At 64.0% G+C, this 18,640-nt stretch carries 23 protein-coding genes; 12 read left to right on the forward strand and 11 right to left on the reverse strand.

All coding sequences use genetic code 11. The features are described from left to right. The first annotated feature begins 4 nt into the window (after nucleotides 1-4). From E2E27_RS12060 to E2E27_RS12100, 10 genes are all read left to right on the forward strand, one after another. Complete coding sequence (locus E2E27_RS12060; RefSeq protein ID WP_141459488.1) at nucleotides 5-439, forward strand: protein tyrosine phosphatase family protein; 435 nt, start codon at nucleotides 5-7, stop codon at nucleotides 437-439. Next, the gene (locus tag E2E27_RS12065; RefSeq protein WP_066706247.1) at nucleotides 436-1,668 is read left to right on the forward strand and encodes an NAD(P)/FAD-dependent oxidoreductase; all 1,233 of its coding nucleotides are present in this window, start codon (nucleotides 436-438) and stop codon (nucleotides 1,666-1,668) included. Before E2E27_RS12060 ends, E2E27_RS12065 begins: the two co-directional genes overlap by 4 nt. Continuing rightward, nucleotides 1,665-2,447 (forward strand): sulfite exporter TauE/SafE family protein, encoded by a 783-nt coding sequence (locus tag E2E27_RS12070; RefSeq protein WP_066706250.1) that lies wholly within the window; start codon nucleotides 1,665-1,667, stop codon nucleotides 2,445-2,447. The genes E2E27_RS12065 and E2E27_RS12070 overlap by 4 nt, the downstream gene beginning before the upstream one ends. A gap of 29 nt (nucleotides 2,448-2,476) precedes the next feature. Next, nucleotides 2,477-3,256: a TlpA family protein disulfide reductase gene (locus E2E27_RS12075; protein WP_234036043.1), complete on the forward strand. Its 780-nt coding sequence runs from the start codon at nucleotides 2,477-2,479 to the stop codon at nucleotides 3,254-3,256. After that, nucleotides 3,253-3,879, forward strand: a complete 627-nt coding sequence (locus E2E27_RS12080; protein ID WP_066706255.1) for a DsbA family protein — start codon at nucleotides 3,253-3,255, stop codon at nucleotides 3,877-3,879. The genes E2E27_RS12075 and E2E27_RS12080 overlap by 4 nt, the downstream gene beginning before the upstream one ends. A gap of 47 nt (nucleotides 3,880-3,926) precedes the next feature. After that, a complete protein-coding gene (locus E2E27_RS12085) occupies nucleotides 3,927-4,523 on the forward strand; it encodes a DsbA family protein (protein ID WP_234036267.1) in 597 nt (198 codons plus the stop codon). Between the two features lie 21 nt (nucleotides 4,524-4,544). Next, the gene (locus tag E2E27_RS12090) at nucleotides 4,545-5,435 is read left to right on the forward strand and encodes an MBL fold metallo-hydrolase (RefSeq protein ID WP_066706259.1); all 891 of its coding nucleotides are present in this window, start codon (nucleotides 4,545-4,547) and stop codon (nucleotides 5,433-5,435) included. A gap of 263 nt (nucleotides 5,436-5,698) precedes the next feature. Further along, the gene (locus E2E27_RS18745) at nucleotides 5,699-5,845 is read left to right on the forward strand and encodes a hypothetical protein (protein WP_181443429.1); all 147 of its coding nucleotides are present in this window, start codon (nucleotides 5,699-5,701) and stop codon (nucleotides 5,843-5,845) included. Between the two features lie 140 nt (nucleotides 5,846-5,985). Continuing rightward, nucleotides 5,986-6,297 (forward strand): DUF5818 domain-containing protein, encoded by a 312-nt coding sequence (locus tag E2E27_RS19035; RefSeq protein ID WP_234036044.1) that lies wholly within the window; start codon nucleotides 5,986-5,988, stop codon nucleotides 6,295-6,297. Further along, a complete protein-coding gene (locus tag E2E27_RS12100) occupies nucleotides 6,297-6,494 on the forward strand; it encodes a DUF6961 family protein (RefSeq protein ID WP_141459490.1) in 198 nt (65 codons plus the stop codon). Before E2E27_RS19035 ends, E2E27_RS12100 begins: the two co-directional genes overlap by 1 nt. 16 nt (nucleotides 6,495-6,510) lie before the next feature. Here the strand turns inward: E2E27_RS12100 and E2E27_RS19040 are convergent, their stop codons facing one another. The 4 genes from E2E27_RS19040 to E2E27_RS12120 all read right to left on the reverse strand — a co-directional run bounded on the left by E2E27_RS19040 (nucleotide 6,511) and on the right by E2E27_RS12120 (nucleotide 12,506). Then, nucleotides 6,511-6,780: a hypothetical protein gene (locus E2E27_RS19040; protein WP_141459492.1), complete on the reverse strand. Its 270-nt coding sequence runs from the start codon at nucleotides 6,778-6,780 to the stop codon at nucleotides 6,511-6,513. A 71-nt stretch (nucleotides 6,781-6,851) separates the two neighbouring features. After that, nucleotides 6,852-9,776, reverse strand: coding sequence for a MobF family relaxase (mobF, locus tag E2E27_RS12110; protein WP_141459494.1), 2,925 nt, complete (start codon nucleotides 9,774-9,776; stop codon nucleotides 6,852-6,854). Nucleotides 9,777-9,813: 37 nt separating this feature from the next. Then, nucleotides 9,814-12,183: a type IV secretion system DNA-binding domain-containing protein gene (locus E2E27_RS12115; RefSeq protein ID WP_141459496.1), complete on the reverse strand. Its 2,370-nt coding sequence runs from the start codon at nucleotides 12,181-12,183 to the stop codon at nucleotides 9,814-9,816. Further along, entirely contained in the window at nucleotides 12,180-12,506 is a 327-nt protein-coding gene (locus tag E2E27_RS12120; protein ID WP_141459498.1) for a ribbon-helix-helix protein, CopG family, read from the reverse strand. The genes E2E27_RS12115 and E2E27_RS12120 overlap by 4 nt, the downstream gene beginning before the upstream one ends. Nucleotides 12,507-12,947: 441 nt before the next feature. On the opposite strand from E2E27_RS12120, the gene E2E27_RS12125 reads away from it, so the two are divergent. Beyond that, nucleotides 12,948-13,142 carry a dsRNA-binding motif domain-containing protein gene (locus E2E27_RS12125; RefSeq protein WP_066703980.1) on the forward strand — a complete coding sequence of 65 codons (195 nt, stop codon included), beginning with the start codon at nucleotides 12,948-12,950 and terminating at the stop codon, nucleotides 13,140-13,142. Between the two features lie 104 nt (nucleotides 13,143-13,246). Here E2E27_RS12125 and E2E27_RS12130 read toward each other — a convergent pair whose 3' ends face one another. Next, nucleotides 13,247-13,483 carry a hypothetical protein gene (locus E2E27_RS12130; RefSeq protein WP_066703963.1) on the reverse strand — a complete coding sequence of 79 codons (237 nt, stop codon included), beginning with the start codon at nucleotides 13,481-13,483 and terminating at the stop codon, nucleotides 13,247-13,249. A gap of 322 nt (nucleotides 13,484-13,805) precedes the next feature. Between E2E27_RS12130 and E2E27_RS18755 the strand changes: the two genes are divergently transcribed. Continuing rightward, entirely contained in the window at nucleotides 13,806-14,036 is a 231-nt protein-coding gene (locus E2E27_RS18755; RefSeq protein WP_181443665.1) for a DUF6437 family protein, read from the forward strand. A 116-nt stretch (nucleotides 14,037-14,152) separates the two neighbouring features. On the opposite strand, the gene E2E27_RS12140 is transcribed toward E2E27_RS18755, so the two are convergent. The 6 genes from E2E27_RS12140 to E2E27_RS12165 all read right to left on the reverse strand — a co-directional run bounded on the left by E2E27_RS12140 (nucleotide 14,153) and on the right by E2E27_RS12165 (nucleotide 18,488). Further along, nucleotides 14,153-14,542: a single-stranded DNA-binding protein gene (locus E2E27_RS12140; protein WP_066703960.1), complete on the reverse strand. Its 390-nt coding sequence runs from the start codon at nucleotides 14,540-14,542 to the stop codon at nucleotides 14,153-14,155. 301 nt (nucleotides 14,543-14,843) lie between these two features. Beyond that, nucleotides 14,844-15,272, reverse strand: a complete 429-nt coding sequence (locus E2E27_RS12145; protein ID WP_141461851.1) for a DUF6915 family protein — start codon at nucleotides 15,270-15,272, stop codon at nucleotides 14,844-14,846. 10 nt (nucleotides 15,273-15,282) lie between these two features. Next, entirely contained in the window at nucleotides 15,283-15,729 is a 447-nt protein-coding gene (locus E2E27_RS12150; protein WP_141459501.1) for a DUF6878 family protein, read from the reverse strand. A 127-nt stretch (nucleotides 15,730-15,856) separates the two neighbouring features. Further along, nucleotides 15,857-16,810, reverse strand: a complete 954-nt coding sequence (locus tag E2E27_RS12155) for a DUF2493 domain-containing protein (RefSeq protein ID WP_141461853.1) — start codon at nucleotides 16,808-16,810, stop codon at nucleotides 15,857-15,859. 302 nt (nucleotides 16,811-17,112) lie between these two features. Continuing rightward, nucleotides 17,113-17,535 carry a hypothetical protein gene (locus tag E2E27_RS12160; RefSeq protein WP_066703946.1) on the reverse strand — a complete coding sequence of 141 codons (423 nt, stop codon included), beginning with the start codon at nucleotides 17,533-17,535 and terminating at the stop codon, nucleotides 17,113-17,115. Between the two features lie 11 nt (nucleotides 17,536-17,546). Then, nucleotides 17,547-18,488, reverse strand: coding sequence for an ArdC family protein (locus E2E27_RS12165; protein WP_141459503.1), 942 nt, complete (start codon nucleotides 18,486-18,488; stop codon nucleotides 17,547-17,549). Between the last annotated feature and the right edge of the window lie 152 nt (nucleotides 18,489-18,640).

The following is an 18,640-nucleotide window of genomic DNA, read 5'->3' on the forward strand; positions in this document are numbered from 1 at the left end:
TCACATGGCCTTCAAGAGGATCACACCGTCCTTCTCGGCTGCTCCCCAGCTCACCCGGGATGATGTCGCTGCCGCCGCACAGGCGGGGTTTCGCTCGATCGTTTCGAGCCGGCTCGATGGCGAGGAGCAGGGACAGCCGAGCGCACACGAGATGGCCCGGATCGCCGAAGAACACGGCCTTGCGTTCGCCCATGTCCCGATCGTGCCGGGCAAGGCGACCGATGCCGATGCGGACCGGATGAAGGAAGCGCTGACTGCGCTGCCGGGACCGACGCTCGGCTTCTGCCGAAGCGGCATGCGGGCGGCTACCCTTTGGGCATTGGCGGAGGCGGATCATGCCGATCCAGAAACGATCATCGGTCAGGCCAAGGCAGCCGGGTACGATCTCGCCGATCTGAAGCCGGCGCTGGCCCGTCGTTCCGAAGGGGCCGGCAAATGACCTACGACATCGTCATCATCGGAGGCGGAGCCGCGGGCATCGCAACAGCCGCCAGCATCCTGAAGCGCAACGCCAAGGTGTCAATCGCTGTCGTCGATGCGGCCCGGGACCATTATTATCAGCCGGGTTGGACGATGGTCGGGGCGGGCGTCTTCACGTCCGAGCAGACCCGCAAGGCCGAAGCCGATGTCATGCCCAAGGGCGTTGAATGGATCCGGCTGCCTGCGATCACCATCGACCCCGAGCGTCAGGCGATCACCCTGGGAGACGGGGATACGATCGCCTACCGTGTCCTGATCGTCGCTCCCGGCCTGCGTTTGGCGTGGGATAAGATCGCGGGGCTTCCCGAGGCGTTGGGCCGCAACGGCGTCACGTCCAATTACCGCTACGATCTGGCACCTTACACCTACCGGCTTGTCCAGGAATTGCAGCGGGGACGCGCGCTGTTCTCGCAACCGCCGATGCCGATCAAGTGCGCCGGCGCGCCTCAAAAGGCGATGTACCTGTCCTGCGACATCTGGCGCGATCACGGTGTGCTCCCCGCGATCGACGTCGAATTTCACAACGCCGGTGCGGCGCTATTCGGCGTCGCGACCTACGTCCCTGCGCTGATGGAATATGTCGAGAAGTATGGGATCGACCTTAGGCTCGAATCCAACCTCGTCGCGGTCGACGCCGATCGGCGTATTGCCACCTTCGAGCGCAAGCGGGACGGCGTCAGCGAGCGGGTCGAACGCGAGTTCGACATGCTCCATGTCGTGCCGCCTCAGGTTTCGCATGATGTCGTCGCCAAAAGTCCGCTCGCGGCGGCAAACGGCTTCGTTGAGGTCGATGAAGCGACGCTGCGCCATAAGCGGTACGACAATGTTTTCGGCCTGGGTGATGCCGCTGGCACCAGTAATGCGAAGACGGCTGCGGCAGCCCGCAAGCAGGCACCCGTGGTGGCGGTCAACGCGCTCGCCGCACTCGATGGCAAGCCACCTATTGTCGACTATGACGGCTATGGATCGTGCCCGCTCACGGTCGAGCGTGGCAAGATCGTCCTCGCCGAGTTCGGCTATGGTGGGAAACTGCTACCCAGCTTTCCGTCGTGGCTCCTGAACGGCACGCGCCCGACGCGAGCTGCCTGGTTCCTGAAGGAGCGGATGCTGCCCCCGATCTATTGGCAGGCCATGCTGAAAGGCCATGAGTGGATGGCGGCCCCGCATGAGATCGGCAAAGCGGCATGACCCTCGAACCGCTCCAGTATCTGTTGGGCGCGCTGTCCGGCAGCCTGGTGGGCTTTACCCTCGGGCTTGTCGGCGGGGGCGGCTCGATCCTCGCCGTGCCGCTCATGGTCTATCTGGTGCGCGTGCCCAACGCCCACCTCGCCATCGGCACGAGCGCGTTCGCGGTGGCCGCTAACGCTGCAACCGGCCTGATCGGTCATGCCAAGGCGCATAACGTCAAATGGCGCTGTGGCGGCATGTATGCGACCGCCGGCGTCATCGGCGCCCTGTTCGGCTCCACCGCGGGCAAGGCCGTCGATGGCGGCAAGCTCCTGTTCCTGTTCGCGCTGGTCATGGTCGTCGTCGGCGTCCTGATGCTGCGCGGGCGCGGTGACACGGGCAGCCCGGGGGCGGAGTGCAACCGGGAAAAGGCGCCGAAGGTGCTGGGCTACGGCCTTGGCACCGGTCTGTTCTCGGGCTTCTTCGGCATCGGCGGGGGCTTTCTGATCGTCCCCGGCCTGATCGGGTCGACGGGCATGCCGATTTTGAACGCTGTCGGCACGTCCTTGATCGCCGTCACCGCGTTCGGGCTGACGACGGCCGCCAACTACGCGTTTTCCGGTCTGGTAGACTGGCCGCTCGCTTTCGTGTTCATCGCCGGTGGGGTTGTCGGCGGCCTGATCGGCACGCGCATCGCGAAGCGCCTCGGCTCGGGCGGCACGCTCACCACGGTCTTCGCCGTCCTGATCTTCGTGGTGGCGACCTACATGCTCTGGAAAAGCGCGGCCGCGTTTCTTTGATGGGGGGTGCGATTACCATCGGGCCGCTGATGCTGGCCGTCGATCGCGGGCTTGCCGTGCTGTGTATCGTCGTGTTCCTTGGTCTAACGACGCTGGCCGGTCGGCTTCACATCCCTCGCGTGTCGACGGTCTCCACCAGCGCCATCGTCGCTGGACTGGTTACGGCGCGGATCGGTTACGTTGCAGCGCATTGGTCGAGCTACGTCGACGCTCCGCTGTCCATCCTTGCCATGTGGCAGGGCGGCTTTTCCCCCCTTGCAGGGCTTCTCGGCGCAGCGGCGATGCTGGCGATCCGGCTTGGTCGCTCAAGCGCGCTGGCGGCAGGCTGGGGAGCGTTGGCTGTTGCGGGTGGCCTCTGGTTCTTGCTTCAGGCGCTGATCCCTCCCGTGACCTACGGCCCGTTCCCCTATCATCTCAACCTGACGACCCTGTCCGGCGCGCCGCTTCCACTCGATCGTTTCCGTGGCCAGCCGTTCGTAGTCAACCTGTGGGCGACATGGTGCGGCCCGTGCCGGCGTGAGCTGCCGATGCTCGATGCGGTTGCATCGCGCCCTGGCGAGGTCCCGATCCTTCTTGCCGATCAGGGCGAGGCGCAAGCGATCGTCAGCGGTTTTCTCGGCCGTGAAAATATCGGAGCGCGCCATGTCGCGCTCGACACCGATCGTGGCCTTTCCCAAGCCCTGAAGGTGGCGGGGTATCCCGCAACGGCCTTCGTCGCGGGCGACGGCACAATCGTACAGCTCCAGCTCGGTGAATTGTCACGCGCCGCCCTCGTCGATGGAATCGAATTAGCAAGGAAACACCGATGAACCGTCGCAACCTGTTGTCGGGGGGCCTCCTGGCTGCGCTTGCCTTCGCCGCGCCGATCTCCCCGGTTATCGCGCAGCAGCCCGATCTGTCGCGCAAGGCCGTCGTCGACGATCCCGTGGCACCCAAGCGCGCCGGCAAGACCTATGACGTCACGGTGGTCGAGTTCTTCGACTACAACTGCCCCTATTGCCGTCGCATGGAGCCGGTGCTGAACGCCCTGCTTCGCTCTGACCCGAGGGTACGGGTCGTGTACCGGGATTGGCCGATCTTCGGACCTGCTTCACGTGAGGCGTCGCGCGCAGCCGTCGCGAGCCAATGGCAGGGCAGGCATGCCGCCTTTCACGAGGCGCTGATGACCTCGCCGGCGCGGCTCGACAGCGCGGGCGTCAAGGCAGCGGCTGCCAAAGCCAGGGTCGACTGGCCCCGTCTGCAACGGGATCTGAAATCGCGCGGCGCCGAAATCGACGCGCTGCTCACGCGCACCGATGGCATCGCCCAAGCGATCGGTTTCAACGGGACGCCGGCGCTGATCGTCGGCTCGCAGGTCGTCGCCGGTGCTGTCGATCTCCCGACGTTGCGTCGTCTCGTCGCCGAAGCGCGCAAAAAATCTGCGGCGCGCTGATCATGCCTGGGCCGCTCAATCGGAGACAGCTTGCCGGCTTGGGCGCGGTGGTCGTGGGTGGTTGGGCAGTCGGACAGGTGCTGCGGCATACCGCCCCGATCGGGCGCGACGTCGGGCCGACCGCTGACCTGATCCTTGCCGGTAACGGCTCGCCCGAGGACGGACCTGCCGATGCTACGCTTCGGCTTGCCGTGTTCACCGACTATCGTTGCCCAGCCTGCCGTCATGGATTTCCCGCCTTGGAAGAGGCTGTACAACGCGACGGCAAGGTGCAGATCATCTACAAGGACTGGCCCATCTTCGGTCCGCCATCCGAACGTGCCGCAAGCGTGGCGCTCGCGTGCGCCGAACAGGGAGTTTACCCGGCCGTCCACCGTGCGTTGATGACGGACAGCCGCACGATCGACGACGACATGCTACGGGACGTCGTGATGCGCGCTGGCGGCGATTGGCTGCGCACGACGACCTGGCTTGCCGCCCACGCGGACGCTGTCGCGGCACGCCTGCGGGCGAACGGACAGGAAGCCTATTCGATCGGACTGGCCGGCACCCCGGGTTATCTTGCCGGACGCATGCTGGTGATGGGCGCGATCGATACCAGCGACTTTGAACGGCTGTTCGCGCGTGCCCGGGAAGAAAGCTGACGATGCGAGAGGATACGAAACATGATCGAGTATAATCACAAAGGCATGACGATTGCGTCGCTCCATGACGAGCGCACCGGCAGCTTCCAGTATGTCGTGGTCGACGAAGCCACGAAGGCCGCCGCGATCATCGATCCAGTCCTCGACTTCGATCCCCGTGCCGGTGCGACCGCAACCGACAATGCCGATATGATCCTCGAATATGTCCGCGCGAAGCGTCTTACAGTGGAATGGGTACTCGATACCCATCCCCACGCCGATCACTTCTCCGCTGCTCCGTACCTTGCTGAAAAGACGGGTGGCAAAACCGCGATCGGCGCCAAGGTCGTGGAAGTGCAGAAGCTCTGGCAGGATATCTACTGCCTGCCCGACCTGCCCGTCGATGGCAGCCAGTGGGATCGGCTGTTCGCCGATGGCGAACGGTTCAGGATTGGTTCGCTCGACGCGCACGTCATGCCGTCGCCCGGCCACACGCTCGCCTCGATTACCTATGTCGTGGGTGACGCGGCGTTTGTTCACGATACGCTGATGGTGCCCGACAGTGGCACGAGCCGGGCGGATTTCCCCGGCGGTGACGCGCATGAACTTTGGCGTTCGATCCGCGCAATCCTCGACCTCTCACCCGAAACCGCGACCTATGTCGGGCATGACTATGGCAAGGACGGTCGCGACGTAATCGGCCGCTCGACCGTCGCCGATCAGCGGCGTGACAACATCCATGTGCGCGATGGCATCGACGAGGCGGAGTTCGTGGCGACCCGCGAGAAGCGCGACGCTTCGCTGCCGCTTCCCGACCTGATGCTTGCCGCACTTCAGGTCAACATCCGGGGAGGCCGGTTGCCCGACGCGGAGGCTTGCGGCACGGCGTTTCTCAAGGTGCCTCTAAATCGGTTTGGGCCTGCCATCCCATAGCTCTATCCGCACCGAAGCCGGTAATGTTTTAAGTGTCACAACCGAACGGTTCTGACACCTAGGCTTGAGGGCTTCACTTTCTCACTTCTGCAATAGAGACGGATTTTGGGAAGCGTCCGGCATTCCCGAAACTCGATCCCAAACGGGACGATCGAGGCCAGCGCAGTTCGACTGGTTCGGTCATAAACGTATATCTGTGCGCGTTCTATGCGTCGTCCGCTGTTCGCGAAAACCTTCCTTTCTGACGACCTTGCCGGCGGGCCATGACCGCAACGCATTTCTGCGGCCTGCTGCTTGTCAAAACTGTTCTGAAAACCTTCTTCGCAAAAGCGGCTGCCGGCGACGGGTTTAGAGAACCCATTGGCAGGAAGCGTGAGCACGACGCCCCGTTTGCAAGCAGCGCCGGATGATGGCGAGCACATTGGCAGATAATTCGAGCAGGATGCCACCTGCCAGTGGCAGAGAGCGTGAGCAGAAAAACCGGCTGTTTGCGAGCAGACGCCGCTACGATTGCAAGCGCCTACAGCTACTGGAAGGGACCGGTGTGCCGTTGAGCGCCGACCTGCACCTTATGGGCCGTCTCGAAGAGGGGCCTTCCGGCCTCTTCCTGCTTCTTCGCACCGGGGACGGAGGCGTGTGGGAACTGGAGGCGCGGCGCTCCACCCGCGGCCTGATCGGCTGCCAGGTCGAAGTCGTCGGGCGGCGCGCCGGGTTCAATGGACTTGTCTGCGACCAGATCTGGCCAGCGGGACAGTCCCGGCCCCGCCGGTCGAAATTCAACCTCGAATATCTCCTCGTCGGCGCGTTCGTTGCGTACGGCCTGATCACCACCCTCGCCGGCCTTGCCGGATATTTCGGCTGATGCTGAGCGAATGGGAACTTTGGGCCTGCGCCAACCAGGTCCTGAAAACCCATGGCGAGAAGGCCCCGCTCCATGTCGCCGAACAGATCGGCACGCTGGCGCTAGTGGGGGACGAGGCAGGCATCGCGACATGGCAGGCCATCGCCCAACGCATTGCCGGACTGATGGGCAAGGATAGCGACACGCCCCTGCAATAGCGGGACGCCAAAGCAATCACGCTTGCCCGCCAATCGGCCCATGGATGTCATCCCATCGGCGCAGATCGCCCGGAAAGAGGCAGGGCTGAACGCTCATGTTCCCATTTGCCTCGCATTCGATCGCGAACCCCTGCATCCGCTCGACCAGATGGCGCGCCAGATCGAAGCGGGCATTGCGCTGGGCTCGCGGGTCGTCGGCGCTGAGCCTGACAAGCATCGCCTCCGGCGCGACGGCAAGCGCGACTTCGAGATGGGTCAGGAGGATATCGTCGGTGATTCGGGACATATCGCATATGAGAACAAATGAAGAACTAACAGTCAATCGGTTCCCTGTGGACAGCTGCGGACCAAAGCCGGCTAGATGCCGATTTCGAACGGCTTGGTGATCGAGCGATCGAGTTCGGGAGGTTCGCGCATCGGTTCCGGCGTTCTGCCGTTGGCCAGGCCCGAAGCCGCGGCATCGCGCAGCAGGTTCACCGTCTCGAGCGCCGATCGTTTCATGCCGGAATTGCGCTCAACCGCGGCTTCAAGCTTGCCGGGATTATCGACGAACAGGGTCAGGCCATCGCGCAACCGGGTAACGGTGACGAGGAATGTCTGCTGGTTGGCGAGATTGCGCTCGCGGCTGTCCATGACAGCAATTCCGCGATCGGAGGTCAGCCCCTGCGCCATATGCGCATTGAGCGCATAGGCGAGGTCGAGACGCTCGAGCATGGGCTCACCCTGCGCCAGGCGGTGTTCGGCGCCGAGCGAGGTCTTCACCGTCACGCCCTTCCCGTCGATCGCCACGATGCGGGCCTGGTCGGCGTTCAGCAGGCCGCGCTTGTGATCGGTTGCGGTCCAGCGAATCCGATCGCCGTCGTGAATCTCGAGAGGCCGAACCTCGAACAGGCGTAACGCCTCCTGTTCCCCCTGCGGGCGCAATTGACCCGGCCGGAACTCGAAGTGCCGCCCCCGCTCGTTCCGCAATGTCACGCGTTCGCGGGCAGGGTCGGTATCGACCACCTCGTAGCGGCCTTTGTTCAGCCCCTGCCCTCTCTGCCGCCGGCCTACTTCCAGCACCATTCCGGCAGCATAGCTGCGCGCATAACGCAGTTCCTCGCGCGTGAGATTGACGCGCGACAGCACAGCCAGCTTGAGAGAGCCGGGCCCCAGCTCGCCATTGGCCTTGAGCCCGGTCTGGACAGCCTCGTTGACCTCGCCGCGCAGCGCACGGCCCGAGGCATAGATCGCGGTCGTCTCGCGTTCGCCGGGCGACAAGGAAAGCCAGGCTGCCGCCGCCTCGACGGCAGCCTGGTTGCCCGCCTCCACGACATGGCTCCCCAGATGCCGCAGCGCCCCGTCGATATGACCGCCCTGGGCCGCGTGCTGAGCGTCGCGCAGCGCCTTTCCACGGGCGCGCAGATTGATGTTCATGACGGCCGTCTCGACCCCGGCCTTCTGCATGACGTCGAAAGGCTTGCCGGCATCGACCGCGCCCAATTGCTTCCTGTCGCCGATGCTGGCGAAGCGGTCGAGCTGGAGCAGATTGGCAAGGCGCACGAGCTTTTCCTTGTCGGCGTTGCCGACCATCGATGCCTCGTCGAGCAGCACGATGGTGCCGCGCATCGAGGCGCGCGCTTCGGCCAACCGTGCCCGATCGGCACCCTCGAGCAGGCCCTGATGCTGGCGCAGGAAACGTGCAACGGTCATCGAGGGAATGCCGGTTTCGCGCTCGAGCATCTGTACGAGCGTGTTCTGGACCGCGAGCCCGAGCACGGCCTTGCCTTCCTCCCGCAAGATGTCGGCGACAGGTTTGAGGACGGTGCTCTTGCCCGCGCCCGCCACGCCCTGAATGGCGACGATCCGGTTGTGCGAGGCGAGGAGCAACCGCCCTGCCCCTTCCTGACCGGGGTTCAAGCTCAGGCCATATTTGAGCTGGGAAAGCGCCTGGAGACGTTCCCCGGCAACTTCGGCAGAGACGATCGCAGCGCCAAGTCCTCGCCCGCTTTCGACGGCGGCAATGATGCGCTGCTCAAGCCCGATGGCATCGCGGGTCGTGACAAGATCGCGGTCCGCGCCCTTGCCTCTTTGCAGATGGCCCTGGCGCAGCAGTTGATCGACGCGGCGCTCGATGTCGGCAAGCGACGTCGGCAAGGCGAAGCCAAGCGCAGCGCGATAGATCTCGGTTCGCGAGAACGCCGCCTCGCGCTCCCCGAGGTGCCGGACGGCGGACGCAACCGCATGGAGTGCCGCGATCTGCTCCGGGGTGCGATTGCCCATATTGAGAGGCACGAGCGGGTCCCCCTCGCGCAGGCCCAGCCGTTCGGCGATGGCTGCGGCAAAGAGGCGCCCGCGCTGCGCGATAACGCGAACCGAGTTGCCGATCCCCGAGACGGAGCCGATGTCATTGACGGTGCGCGCATTGGCCTGCGCGATCACGATCGCGGGGTCGAAGTCGTGTCGCGCTGCTTCCTCGCGCCACCGGTTCAGAAGGGCCCCGCGATCCTCCACCGGCCCCTTGTTCGCCCGCGTCATGAGGTTCGCCGCATTGCGGGCCGCCAGCCCCTTGCTTTCCATCGACGAGAGCTTGTCGAGGATTTCCGCGCGGCGCGAACTGAAGGCATCGCGAACCGCCTTCGGCACGCCGACCGCTTCGAAATTGCCGTGCTTGCCGTACTCGCCGACCTGGTAGCCAAGCTTTTCTACGCCCAAGCGGAAGCGCGCCATGGTCATGGCATTCAAGAGGGTATTGTGCTCCCAGAGCTTGTCGTTCCTGAGCGCACGCCATTTGCCATCGGGCCCCTGGGTCACGTTGGCGACTACGGCGTGAACATGCGCATTGGGCTCCTGGTTGCGGTTCGTGTCGTGCTGGAAGAGCCCGATCACAAGATTGCCGGTCTGGGCGACCCGCTCCTTGCCTTTGACCTCCATGCGGGTCTCGGCGAGATTCTTCTCGGCCCATGCCAGCGTCTCCCTGACCGCTGCGCCATAGGCATCGAGGATGCGCCGGTCCCCTCCGACCAATGCAAGGATCGACCAGCTCTTGGGCATCGAAAACGTCAGGTCGGTGCCCGCGCGATGCCCCCGGTTGTCGGTGCCGACACGGCTTCCGTCCGGCAGCAATCCCTTGAGCACAGCCTCGAACTGCGAGGCTTCGATGGACCCAAGCAGCCCGAGCTTTTCGGCGCCCTTCCCCAGCCATTGGCCGGAGCGTTCGGCATCGGCGCGGGTGTAGTAATTGTCGGCTGCAAAATAGTTGGCAGCGCCGCGGGCGGTGCGGACATTGGCTACAGAGAGCATGGCTTGTCACCTCGCCAAACGGCGTCTGCCACCAGCATCAGGGTTCAAAATCGCCCAGATCCGGCTCGTCGCGGGATGGTTGCTCCTGCTCGGGAACGCCGTCGTCGATCATCAGCTTGCGTGCATCGGTATCACGCTGCCGTTGCGTGGTCTGATCGGCGGTGTGCTGCTTGTCGGGCGGCGGCTCCGCCCGCGGCGCGTCGCTACGGCGGCCATCCTTCCCATCTTTGGCTGGATCGCTTTCCTCGGGTGCCGCACCCTTGCGCAAGGCGAGGCCCTTGGGCGGCGTCGGCCGGGCATTTCGCTCCCCGGCCTCGCGTTGCTCCGGGGCCGGTTTCGCTGAACGCCGCGGCTTACCTGCCACCTTTTCGGTGCTGCTCAAGCCCTGATTGCGGGCGTGCTTTGCGGGCGGCTGCGGCGGCTCTATTGCATCGCTCGCCGGTTCCGGTTCGAGCGGCAATCTACCCTGTTTGGGAACCACGGGCTTGCCTGCGCCGTCATCGTTCGAGGATGGATGATCGCTCGGTGTCGCCGGCGGATGGCCGGCACCAGCACTTTCCTCGCCTTTGTCGTTTTGCCGTATGATCGCAGGCCGGTCCTTGGCCCGCCCAATGAAGGTTTCGGCGACTTTCACCCGGTTCACCGGCTTCAGCCTGACAGGCGCCGCCGGGAAGCCATCGGGAAACTTGACGTACCCGGTAAGCTTGGGAAGGTTCATCAACTGGTCGGGCAGGAGCAGCGGCTCGATGTGCTTGCGCGGCGTCAGGCTGACCGCATCGCGAGCGTTGTTGTAGCCGTAGGTATACCCTTCTTCCATGTCGCGGACCTGACGGTGGCCGATAAAGTCCGAACACCAGGTCGCCGTGTCGCGGTCCGCCGTTCCCAGGATGAGCTTGGTCCGGGCGAGCGATGACAGCGTCATCGCCATGTTCTCGCCATAGACCTCCTTGAGCTTGGCATAGGCGTGAATGCCGGTGACGATCGCACCGCCGAAATTGCGCGCGGTCTGCAGGCCCTTCTCGAGCGCGGGGAGGCGATGCAGTGCCCCCAGTTCGTCGAGAAAGAACCAGAATTTGAGATCCTGCGTGCGCGGCGTGGTCATCAGCGTGTTCATCGCCGTATCGAGCCAGAGCGTGAGCAACTGTGCGCAGACGCTCATGTCCACATAGCGCGCGGATATGAACACCATCGAGCCTTTGCCCGTCCCATCATGCGTGCCTTCCTCGATCCACTCACGAACCGAGAAGCGTTTTCCTGAGGTGGGCAGGAGTTTCAGCGCCTTGGCGTTGACGTTGAACACCGCGCGGATCGATTCCGCCATGCGGGCGGCTTCGGGAGCGGTCAGCGGATCGGCGATCGTTCCGCGCATCATGGCGTGAACCCGGGACAGGTCCGCGGTCATCAGTTCGCGGGCGAGCGCCTCGTTCGTGCCCCTGCCCTCTGCGACGAGCTTGAGGCAGAATTCGACGAAGAGCGCACGCGCCGCGATGACCCAGAACTGCGCTTCCCCGCCCCCGTCATGGGGTACGAGGGCTTCGGCTGCGGCCCAGAAATCACCTTCGGCGCGGCATTCGTCGAAGAGGCTCCATTGGGGGCATCGCGCATCGAGCGGGTTCAGGATGATGTCCCGGTCCCCTTGGTAGAAATGCTCGATGAAGGCGCCGGTCAGATCGAAAACGACGCAGCGCTGTCCCTTGGCCCGGGCTTCGGCAATCATGTCCGAGATGGCGACCGTCTTGCCCATACCGGTCGTACCGATGAGCATGGCATGGCTCTGCTCGAGCCGCCAGGGATAGACGACGGTTGCGAGATGCGAGGGGCGATAGGGGAATGCCGCAGCGATCTCCCTGGGTGAGCACAGACGCCATTTCCAACCCATGGCGGTGGACAGCTCGCGGGCTCGCTCGCGCTGGTTGTGGCCGCGCAATTCCTCGACCAGTTCGGGAAGCGTGACGAGCATGGCCCCGCGCTCGTGCTTGCGTTCCTTGGAGCGGCTGCCGAACCGCGCCGCGAACCAGTAGAAGAGTATAAAAGCCGGGACGAGGAGCAGCGCCGATCGCATAAGGGCATGGCCCAGTAAATCGATCAGATGGTCCGAGGCGCGCACCACTGGCGGGTAGGCATCGAGCATGATGATGGGGAGCTGGACGGTCCCGCCGAAAGCCGTTTCAACTGCGACCTGCTTGGTGGAATCGAACTCCATGAAGCCGTAGATGGCAGCGTAGATCCGCATCCAGACGAGGTAGACCTCGTGATCGGTCAGGCCCGACGAGATGGTCCACCAACTCGCACCTGAGATGCCCAGAGCAGCAATGATCAGCGGTCCCTTCAGACCAGCTGCAAACATGAAGCTGAAATGCCCGAGAAGCTGGCTGCCGCGCGTGAAATTGACGAGGTTGCGTTTCATGCCTGGCCTCCCTCACCAGCGTTGGCGGAGAGTCCCAGCTCCTTGCATTTGCGGGCATAGGCCTGATGGGCTCGCTCACGCAGGCCATGGTCGGCATGCCCGGCGAGAAGCGCATCGACGCCGACCATCACAAAGACGGATTGACGGCTGACGCGCTCCATCGAAGTCTCGAGCCTGGAGGCGAGATCGTCGTCATCGCAGGCCCGCGACAGGAGCGATCTGATCCATTCGCTGACGCTGATATCCCGCCGCCTGGCGGCAGCGCGAACCCGCTCGGCGAGGTCGAGGGAAACATGAACCTGGAGAGATTTTGGCCGTGTCATGCACGGACTCCTTGTGGTCAGGAGCCCGGAACGCACTGCGAAAGGCCTGGCTTGTCTAAATCAGAAACGAGAACATGTCAAGAACATAGTGGAGCGCGGAATTGCGCCGTTTCGAGCCCTGTTCATTCGAATATGATTGGCAGATGCAGGCCCATTCATTTCTGATTGAGAAGCTGCCATTTCGCAAGAATACCCTCAACTAACTGATTTTCCGTGCCTTTTAACCTCCCTCCGAATGCGATTTGTCGCGTACGGTGTGCTCCCCTGTCCCCAGCTTCAAAGGTGGGTTCCAGTGCCTTGCCCTGAACAGGATCGGCGGTCTTGAAGTTCCCATCTGGTGGAGCAAGGACAGTGCCGCTGGAGCGCGGTTTCTGCTATAGGCCAAGCGTGAACGCCCCGGGCATAAGAGCATCGTGGGCACCCCCATCCGGGAGCATGGCGATGACGAACGTGACGCTGAGCGCGACGCGCAAGGGCAACGGTTTCCAGGCGACGGTGACCTATTCGAACGGCGTTTCGATCAGCTCGGCAGAGGCCTTCCCGACGAAAGCGGAGGCGATTTCCGCAGCGGCCATGAAGGTGCTCGACATGCCCGACCGCCTTGAGGAGTTCGACGCCCCAAGCGTCGACGACTGACGCCGTTTGGCGCGCTCGACCAGCATCATCCGGGTCACCAAGAATCGGGAGCCGAGCAAAAAGAAAGGAGGAAGCCCTGAACGGACTTCCTCCTTACGGCGGTTTCAGAACTCATCGTTGAGCTTACCCGGCACGGTGTCGATGACCCTGTCCAACATGGCCTTGGGCAGCGCCCCGTAATCGCCCTCGTCGACCGCGATATAGCCAGCCTCATCGTCGGTCAGAACAAATTGCGTGAAGTAGCTGTGAAAGGACCTGGCGTGCGCCTTGTCGAGCGCGGCAACGAATGCCGCCTGGTCTGCCTGGAACGTGCCCTGCGCGATATTCGATGAAGCGTACATGATCTTTCCTCCTGATGTTCGATGCGTCGCATCAGGAGCTGCGAGAGGCGGGTGACGGGCCGGGTCAGGGACCGCGGAACGCGGCCGCGAAGCGGCGATGGGGGAAACGATTTTTTCCGGGCTTGCCCGGCAAAAATGGTGGGGCCCCATCGTCCTTGACGCGGCCCCAAAGCCCGCATCACACTTGGTCTTTCTGCGAGAGAGACCTCTCCAACGCTTGGTGGAAGCGCCGCCATTCGCGCCAAAAACCGTTTTCCTACATGCGGGTGAGCTGCCATTATCGCTTGCGGAGGGGACCAACGGCCAGCGAAAGGAACATCACATGGCCAGGTCCAAACCGAGCGCACGAAACGCGCTCAAAAAGCTGCGCGAGCAGCGCGACGAACTCGATGCCCAGGAAGCCAGGCTCCGCGACGAAGCGGCCGGCGAATTGGGCAAGGTTCTCGTCGAATGCGGCGCCGAGACGATCGAACCGGCAGAGCTTAAGCAGCTTATCCGCGCATCGCTCGCAATCGGGATCGAGGACGCTCTCAAGCGGCTCTCCCCCGCCTGAACACTCTCTGGCGGTGGGCGCGGGCTCGATGCCCCGCCCCGCCGCCCACGCCGGGAAGCAAAAGAAAAGGCCCCGACGGCGCGTGCCACCGGGGCCTTTTCATAGGGGACGGTCGCTCAGTCCTCGTCGATGTCGGGCGCACCGTCGTTGCTCGATGTGCGACCCTTGGTGAGGAAGTCCACCTTGTCGGCGATGATCTCGCAGCCGTAGCGCTTGGTGCCGCTCTGATCTTCCCACTGCGTGTAGTGGATGCGCCCTTCGACCGTCACGAGCTGGCCCTTGGTGCAGTACTTGGCGACGTTCTCGCCGAGGCCGTTGAAGCAGGTGACGCGGTGGAATTCGCTTTCCTTGGCGGTGTAGCCGTTTTCGTCCTTGTAGGTCTTGCCGTCCTTGCGGGCGGGCCGGTCGGTGACGACCGAGATCGAGGTGATGCTGGTTCCACCTTGCGTGGTGCGGGTTTCGGGGTCGCGAGCGATGCGGCCGACGAGGATAACGAGATTGGTCATGGGTCTTCTCCTGATCGAGCATCCGGGTCCATCCCGGCTGCAAACCCGAGCAGAAGCGGCCCACGGCGAAGCGCACCGGAGGGGAACCCGGAACTGGTTCGGGTGGTGCGGGCAGCCGGGCGTAGCCCGGCAACTCGGCCGGACCCGATCCGGGTTGCGCGTCTCGACGGGGGTTGCTTCAGGGACAGGTTTGCATGGAAGCCGGGTTGCGCCCGATGCCTTGAGCAGATGTGCCCTGCCCTCGTTCGTGTTCCGATCGGCCGGGTCGCACTGCTCCAGCGAATCCACCAGGGGGTCAGCCTCAGATTTCGAGACGGACCGCCCCGCCCGCTGCTGGCAAGCCCCCGGCCGACAGCGCAGCGCCAGGAGCAGCATGGTCTTTCGCCGCCGCAACGGCCTCGTCCAGACGGTGCCCTCGCAGCATCCAGGCCTGCGGCGTAATGAGGCGTGCCCAATCGGCAAAGGAGGGGATCGAGCCCAGGTCCTCGCGGACGTGCTGCTCGCCCACAAGGCGCACCGGAACGGGTCGCCCATCGGCATTGACGATGGCCGCACCGAACAGCGTTTCGAGCATGAATATACCCTCGGCATGGTGCCGCAGCGCGCGATGCCGGGGATCCGCCAGGATCGCCTTTGACTGGTCGAACCATTGATGGAGCGGGAGATAGTCCTCGACCACTCCGCCCCATTTCCGGACCGAAGAGAGGGCGTGAAAATAGCAATGCGCCATCGCCTCCTCCTCACAGCTCGTCGTAATGGTCATCGTAGGCGGTGTAGCGAAGCTTGCAGTCGAGCATGAAACTGCCCTGCGCCACGTCGATTTCGAGTGCGCCGCCCGCACCGTCATTGTTTTCCCAGCCGGGATGGTGGAGTTCGAGCGCGGCATAGGTGAGCTCTTCGAGCGCGCTGCGCAGTGATGTTTCTCGGGCCGTACCGTCGCCTTCAAGCAAAACCACCGCCTCCTCGGGGAGTTCGGATTCCTGGTTTTCGGCATCATAAGAGAAGATGCGTTCGACTGCGCCACTGTCGCCGTAGCCGTCGAAGGCGATTTCGACCGAGGTAATGCCAAGCTCGCGCAAAGGCGCGAGCACGGCGTGCTTCAGCCGATCGATTTTGGTGGTGACGCGCACACGGCTTTCGGCGCGGGCCCGCTCGAAATCAGCCAGCGCCTGGGACATATCGACCATGGGAAGTTCCTCCAGTGATGGGGTCGGACGGACCATCCGCCTGCCTCCATCCACGCAGGCGCACGCCTCTCCTCTGTCCCGGCAACGCCAGCGCCAATCCGGCGCTGGCGCAAAGGCCGATCGGCCATCAACCGGGCGAAGGGAGATGCGCCTTGGGGCTGGTGCCGAGCGGACCGCGGCGATCGACGACCGTGATCCGCCGGGCCTTGGCCTCGATCACCAGGCGTTCGAGGACGCCATTGCCAGGGAAGGCAACGACATAGCGCGGGTCGAGCGAGAGCATCCGCTCGTTGCGCTTAAAGCCGGCACGGGCTCCGAGCCGCATGTCGAGTGAGAAGCTGATTTGCGGGACGCTGCGCCGTTCGGCCCACGACGATGCCAGGCGGTCGACGCCCTTGGTATCGCCACCGTGGACGAGAACCATGTCGGGAACCCGGTCATGCACCTTGTCCAGGGTCGCCCAGACATTGTTGGCAAATGTGAGTGCGTCCTGCTCGCTGGGATGGCGCGTGCGGCCACCGGCAAAGATAACAGGCGTGCCTTCGGGCATTGCGGCGCGGCGTTTGGCTTCGGAACGGGCACGGACGAAGTCACGGCCTTCGACGAGCGCGGAAGTGAGCATAACGCTGTGATTGAAGCGCGAACTCGATACGGGTTTCCAGGACGAGCCGAATTCGTTGAGATAGAGAGTGGCCGCCACTTCGCGCATTTCCTCAAGGGCGAGCATGGCCCCTTCGGCGCATTGCGCACGCTCGACCTGGGTCTCGAGTTCGTGCGTGTGAATCTCGGATCCATCGGCTGTGGCAATGAGCGCGCGGACTTCGTCGGTTGCGCGGTCCACGGTAGCCGATTTGCGGGTCGCGGAACGGTGGAAGATGTTGACGAAGGCCCAGCCGAGGTCCTCGGCGTCGGCCTCGAGCGCAGTCCCGGAAACCATGGCAAAAAGATCGGACCAGATCGCTTCAAGGGTCTGGACGACAGCTTCGCGAACCGGGAAATCGTTGGTGGAAACGGGGGCAGGTCCGATCGAGAAGCCGGAAAGATCGAGCCCGGCGAGTTGGTCGGTAAATGATGCGTGCATGGGTGTTGTCCTCCTGACTGGCGTGAGGCTGACGCACCCGCTCATGGCTGCGCCGGCGAGAGCCCGTCAGGGCCAGCTTGAGGCAGGATCCGCACCCGACAGGGGAAACCCGCTTGGGCAGGCTGGCGCGGGCAGGCCCATGGCCCAAAGGGCCGGGCCAACACGGGCCTGCGCAAGCCGGGTTGCGGAGACTGACGGCTGGCCCAGGGCCTCTCTCGCATGGCTACAGGCCATGGGCGTCGAGACAGGTTCGCCAGAAGGGACAAAGCCAGCGAGCTCAGCACGACCTGCGACTTTCGCGCTCAGCTTACCCGCTTTGCATAGACGCCCTCACCGTTCGACATGTGCCCGAGGCAATCATAATCGCCGAACAGGGCGTCGAAGCGGGCGGCGATCTGGGACAGCCAGCGCTGCGCCCGGGGAGACCTGGCCGTGCGCCAATCGGCGTCCCAATAGGCGCCATCGTCTCGTTCGGCGATCCACACCGCGACGAGGCCACCGTATACGGACACTCCGAAATCGGCATAGGCATTGCGCATGAGAACGCGGTCCTCACGGCCTCGCCAGCCGTCGTGTGCGACCAAGGAAGGAAAGGCTTTGCCTGCCCGCTCGCGCAGGTCCTCGCGAAGCCACTCATATTCGAATTCCCAGTCGTCATCGTTCTCGACATTGAGCACCGTGAATGCGACGATTGCCCCGCTGGGATAGCTGACCGATCGGCCCATGACATCCTCCTTCAGGCGGCAAGCGCGGCGTCGCGAGACGCTTCGTCGCTGTCATCGGCAGTGATCCGCCCACCGAGCTTGAGCAGAAGGCTTGAAGCTTCCTCGGCTTTGGCGGCGGCGGTGAGGATGGCGCGATCATCTTGTTTAAGGAGCGTGAGCCAGTGCTCGATGTAGCTCGCGTGGCTATCGAGATGGGCAACCGGAAGACCAAGCTCGGCCCCGATCATGGCGCTCGATAGCTCGGCGACGAGCTCCTCGGCGGCATAGGCGGCCGAGCCGAAACGGTTCTTGAGATCGCGGTCCAGGCGGCTGGCGTGGCCGGTCCAATGCGACAGCTCGTGCGCAAGGGTCGCATAATAGTGATCGAACCCGGAGAAGAGATGCGCGGGCGGCATCGTCACGCGATCGGCCACCGGCTCATAATAGGCTTCATCGCCCTGGTGACGCAGCACTGCCGGAATGCTCGCGAAGAAAGTGTCGAGTTCGGCCTGGCGGCCTTCCGGCTCTACAACCTCCAGCGTTGCGGCGGGATGGAACCGTTCGGGAAGACCATCGACCTGATCGGCGTTGAAGACCGGATAGGCCTTCAGCACGCGGCGATGTTCGTCGGCCCTTTCCCCGGTGTCGGGGGCTTCGACCTCCTTGGTGTAGCTCTTGTAGAAGATGGCGATGGTCGACTTTTCGCCCTTGCGCACCTGCGCCCCAAGCTCCTTTGCCTGGTTGTAGGTCATCCAGAACGGTGAGCCGTAGCCGCACATGTCGGCGACCATCCAGAGCCAGAACACATTCATGCCGCGGTATGGAACGCCGCAAGCCCGCAACGGCCGCGATACCGGCACGCCGCGCCACGGCTTGATCCACGGCTTGGTCCCGGCTTCGAGACGAGCGATGATTTCCTGGGTGATACGGGTAGCGGGCGACAATCCGCCGCTTTGTCCCTTGCGATAGGCCATGTTGGATCTCCTGATGCGGCCTGCCGACAGGCTCGTCGGTCAGTGCCGGAGATCCCGGAGCCCCCTCCGCTCTCTTCCCAGAAAGGAAGCGGCCCTCCGGCATGAGCCGAAGGACCGCTTCTCGTTGGCGATTGGCCTTACCTGTCAGGAGG

It is taken from the genome of Porphyrobacter sp. YT40, from assembly GCF_006542605.1.
Taxonomy (GTDB): Bacteria; Pseudomonadota; Alphaproteobacteria; order Sphingomonadales; family Sphingomonadaceae; genus Erythrobacter.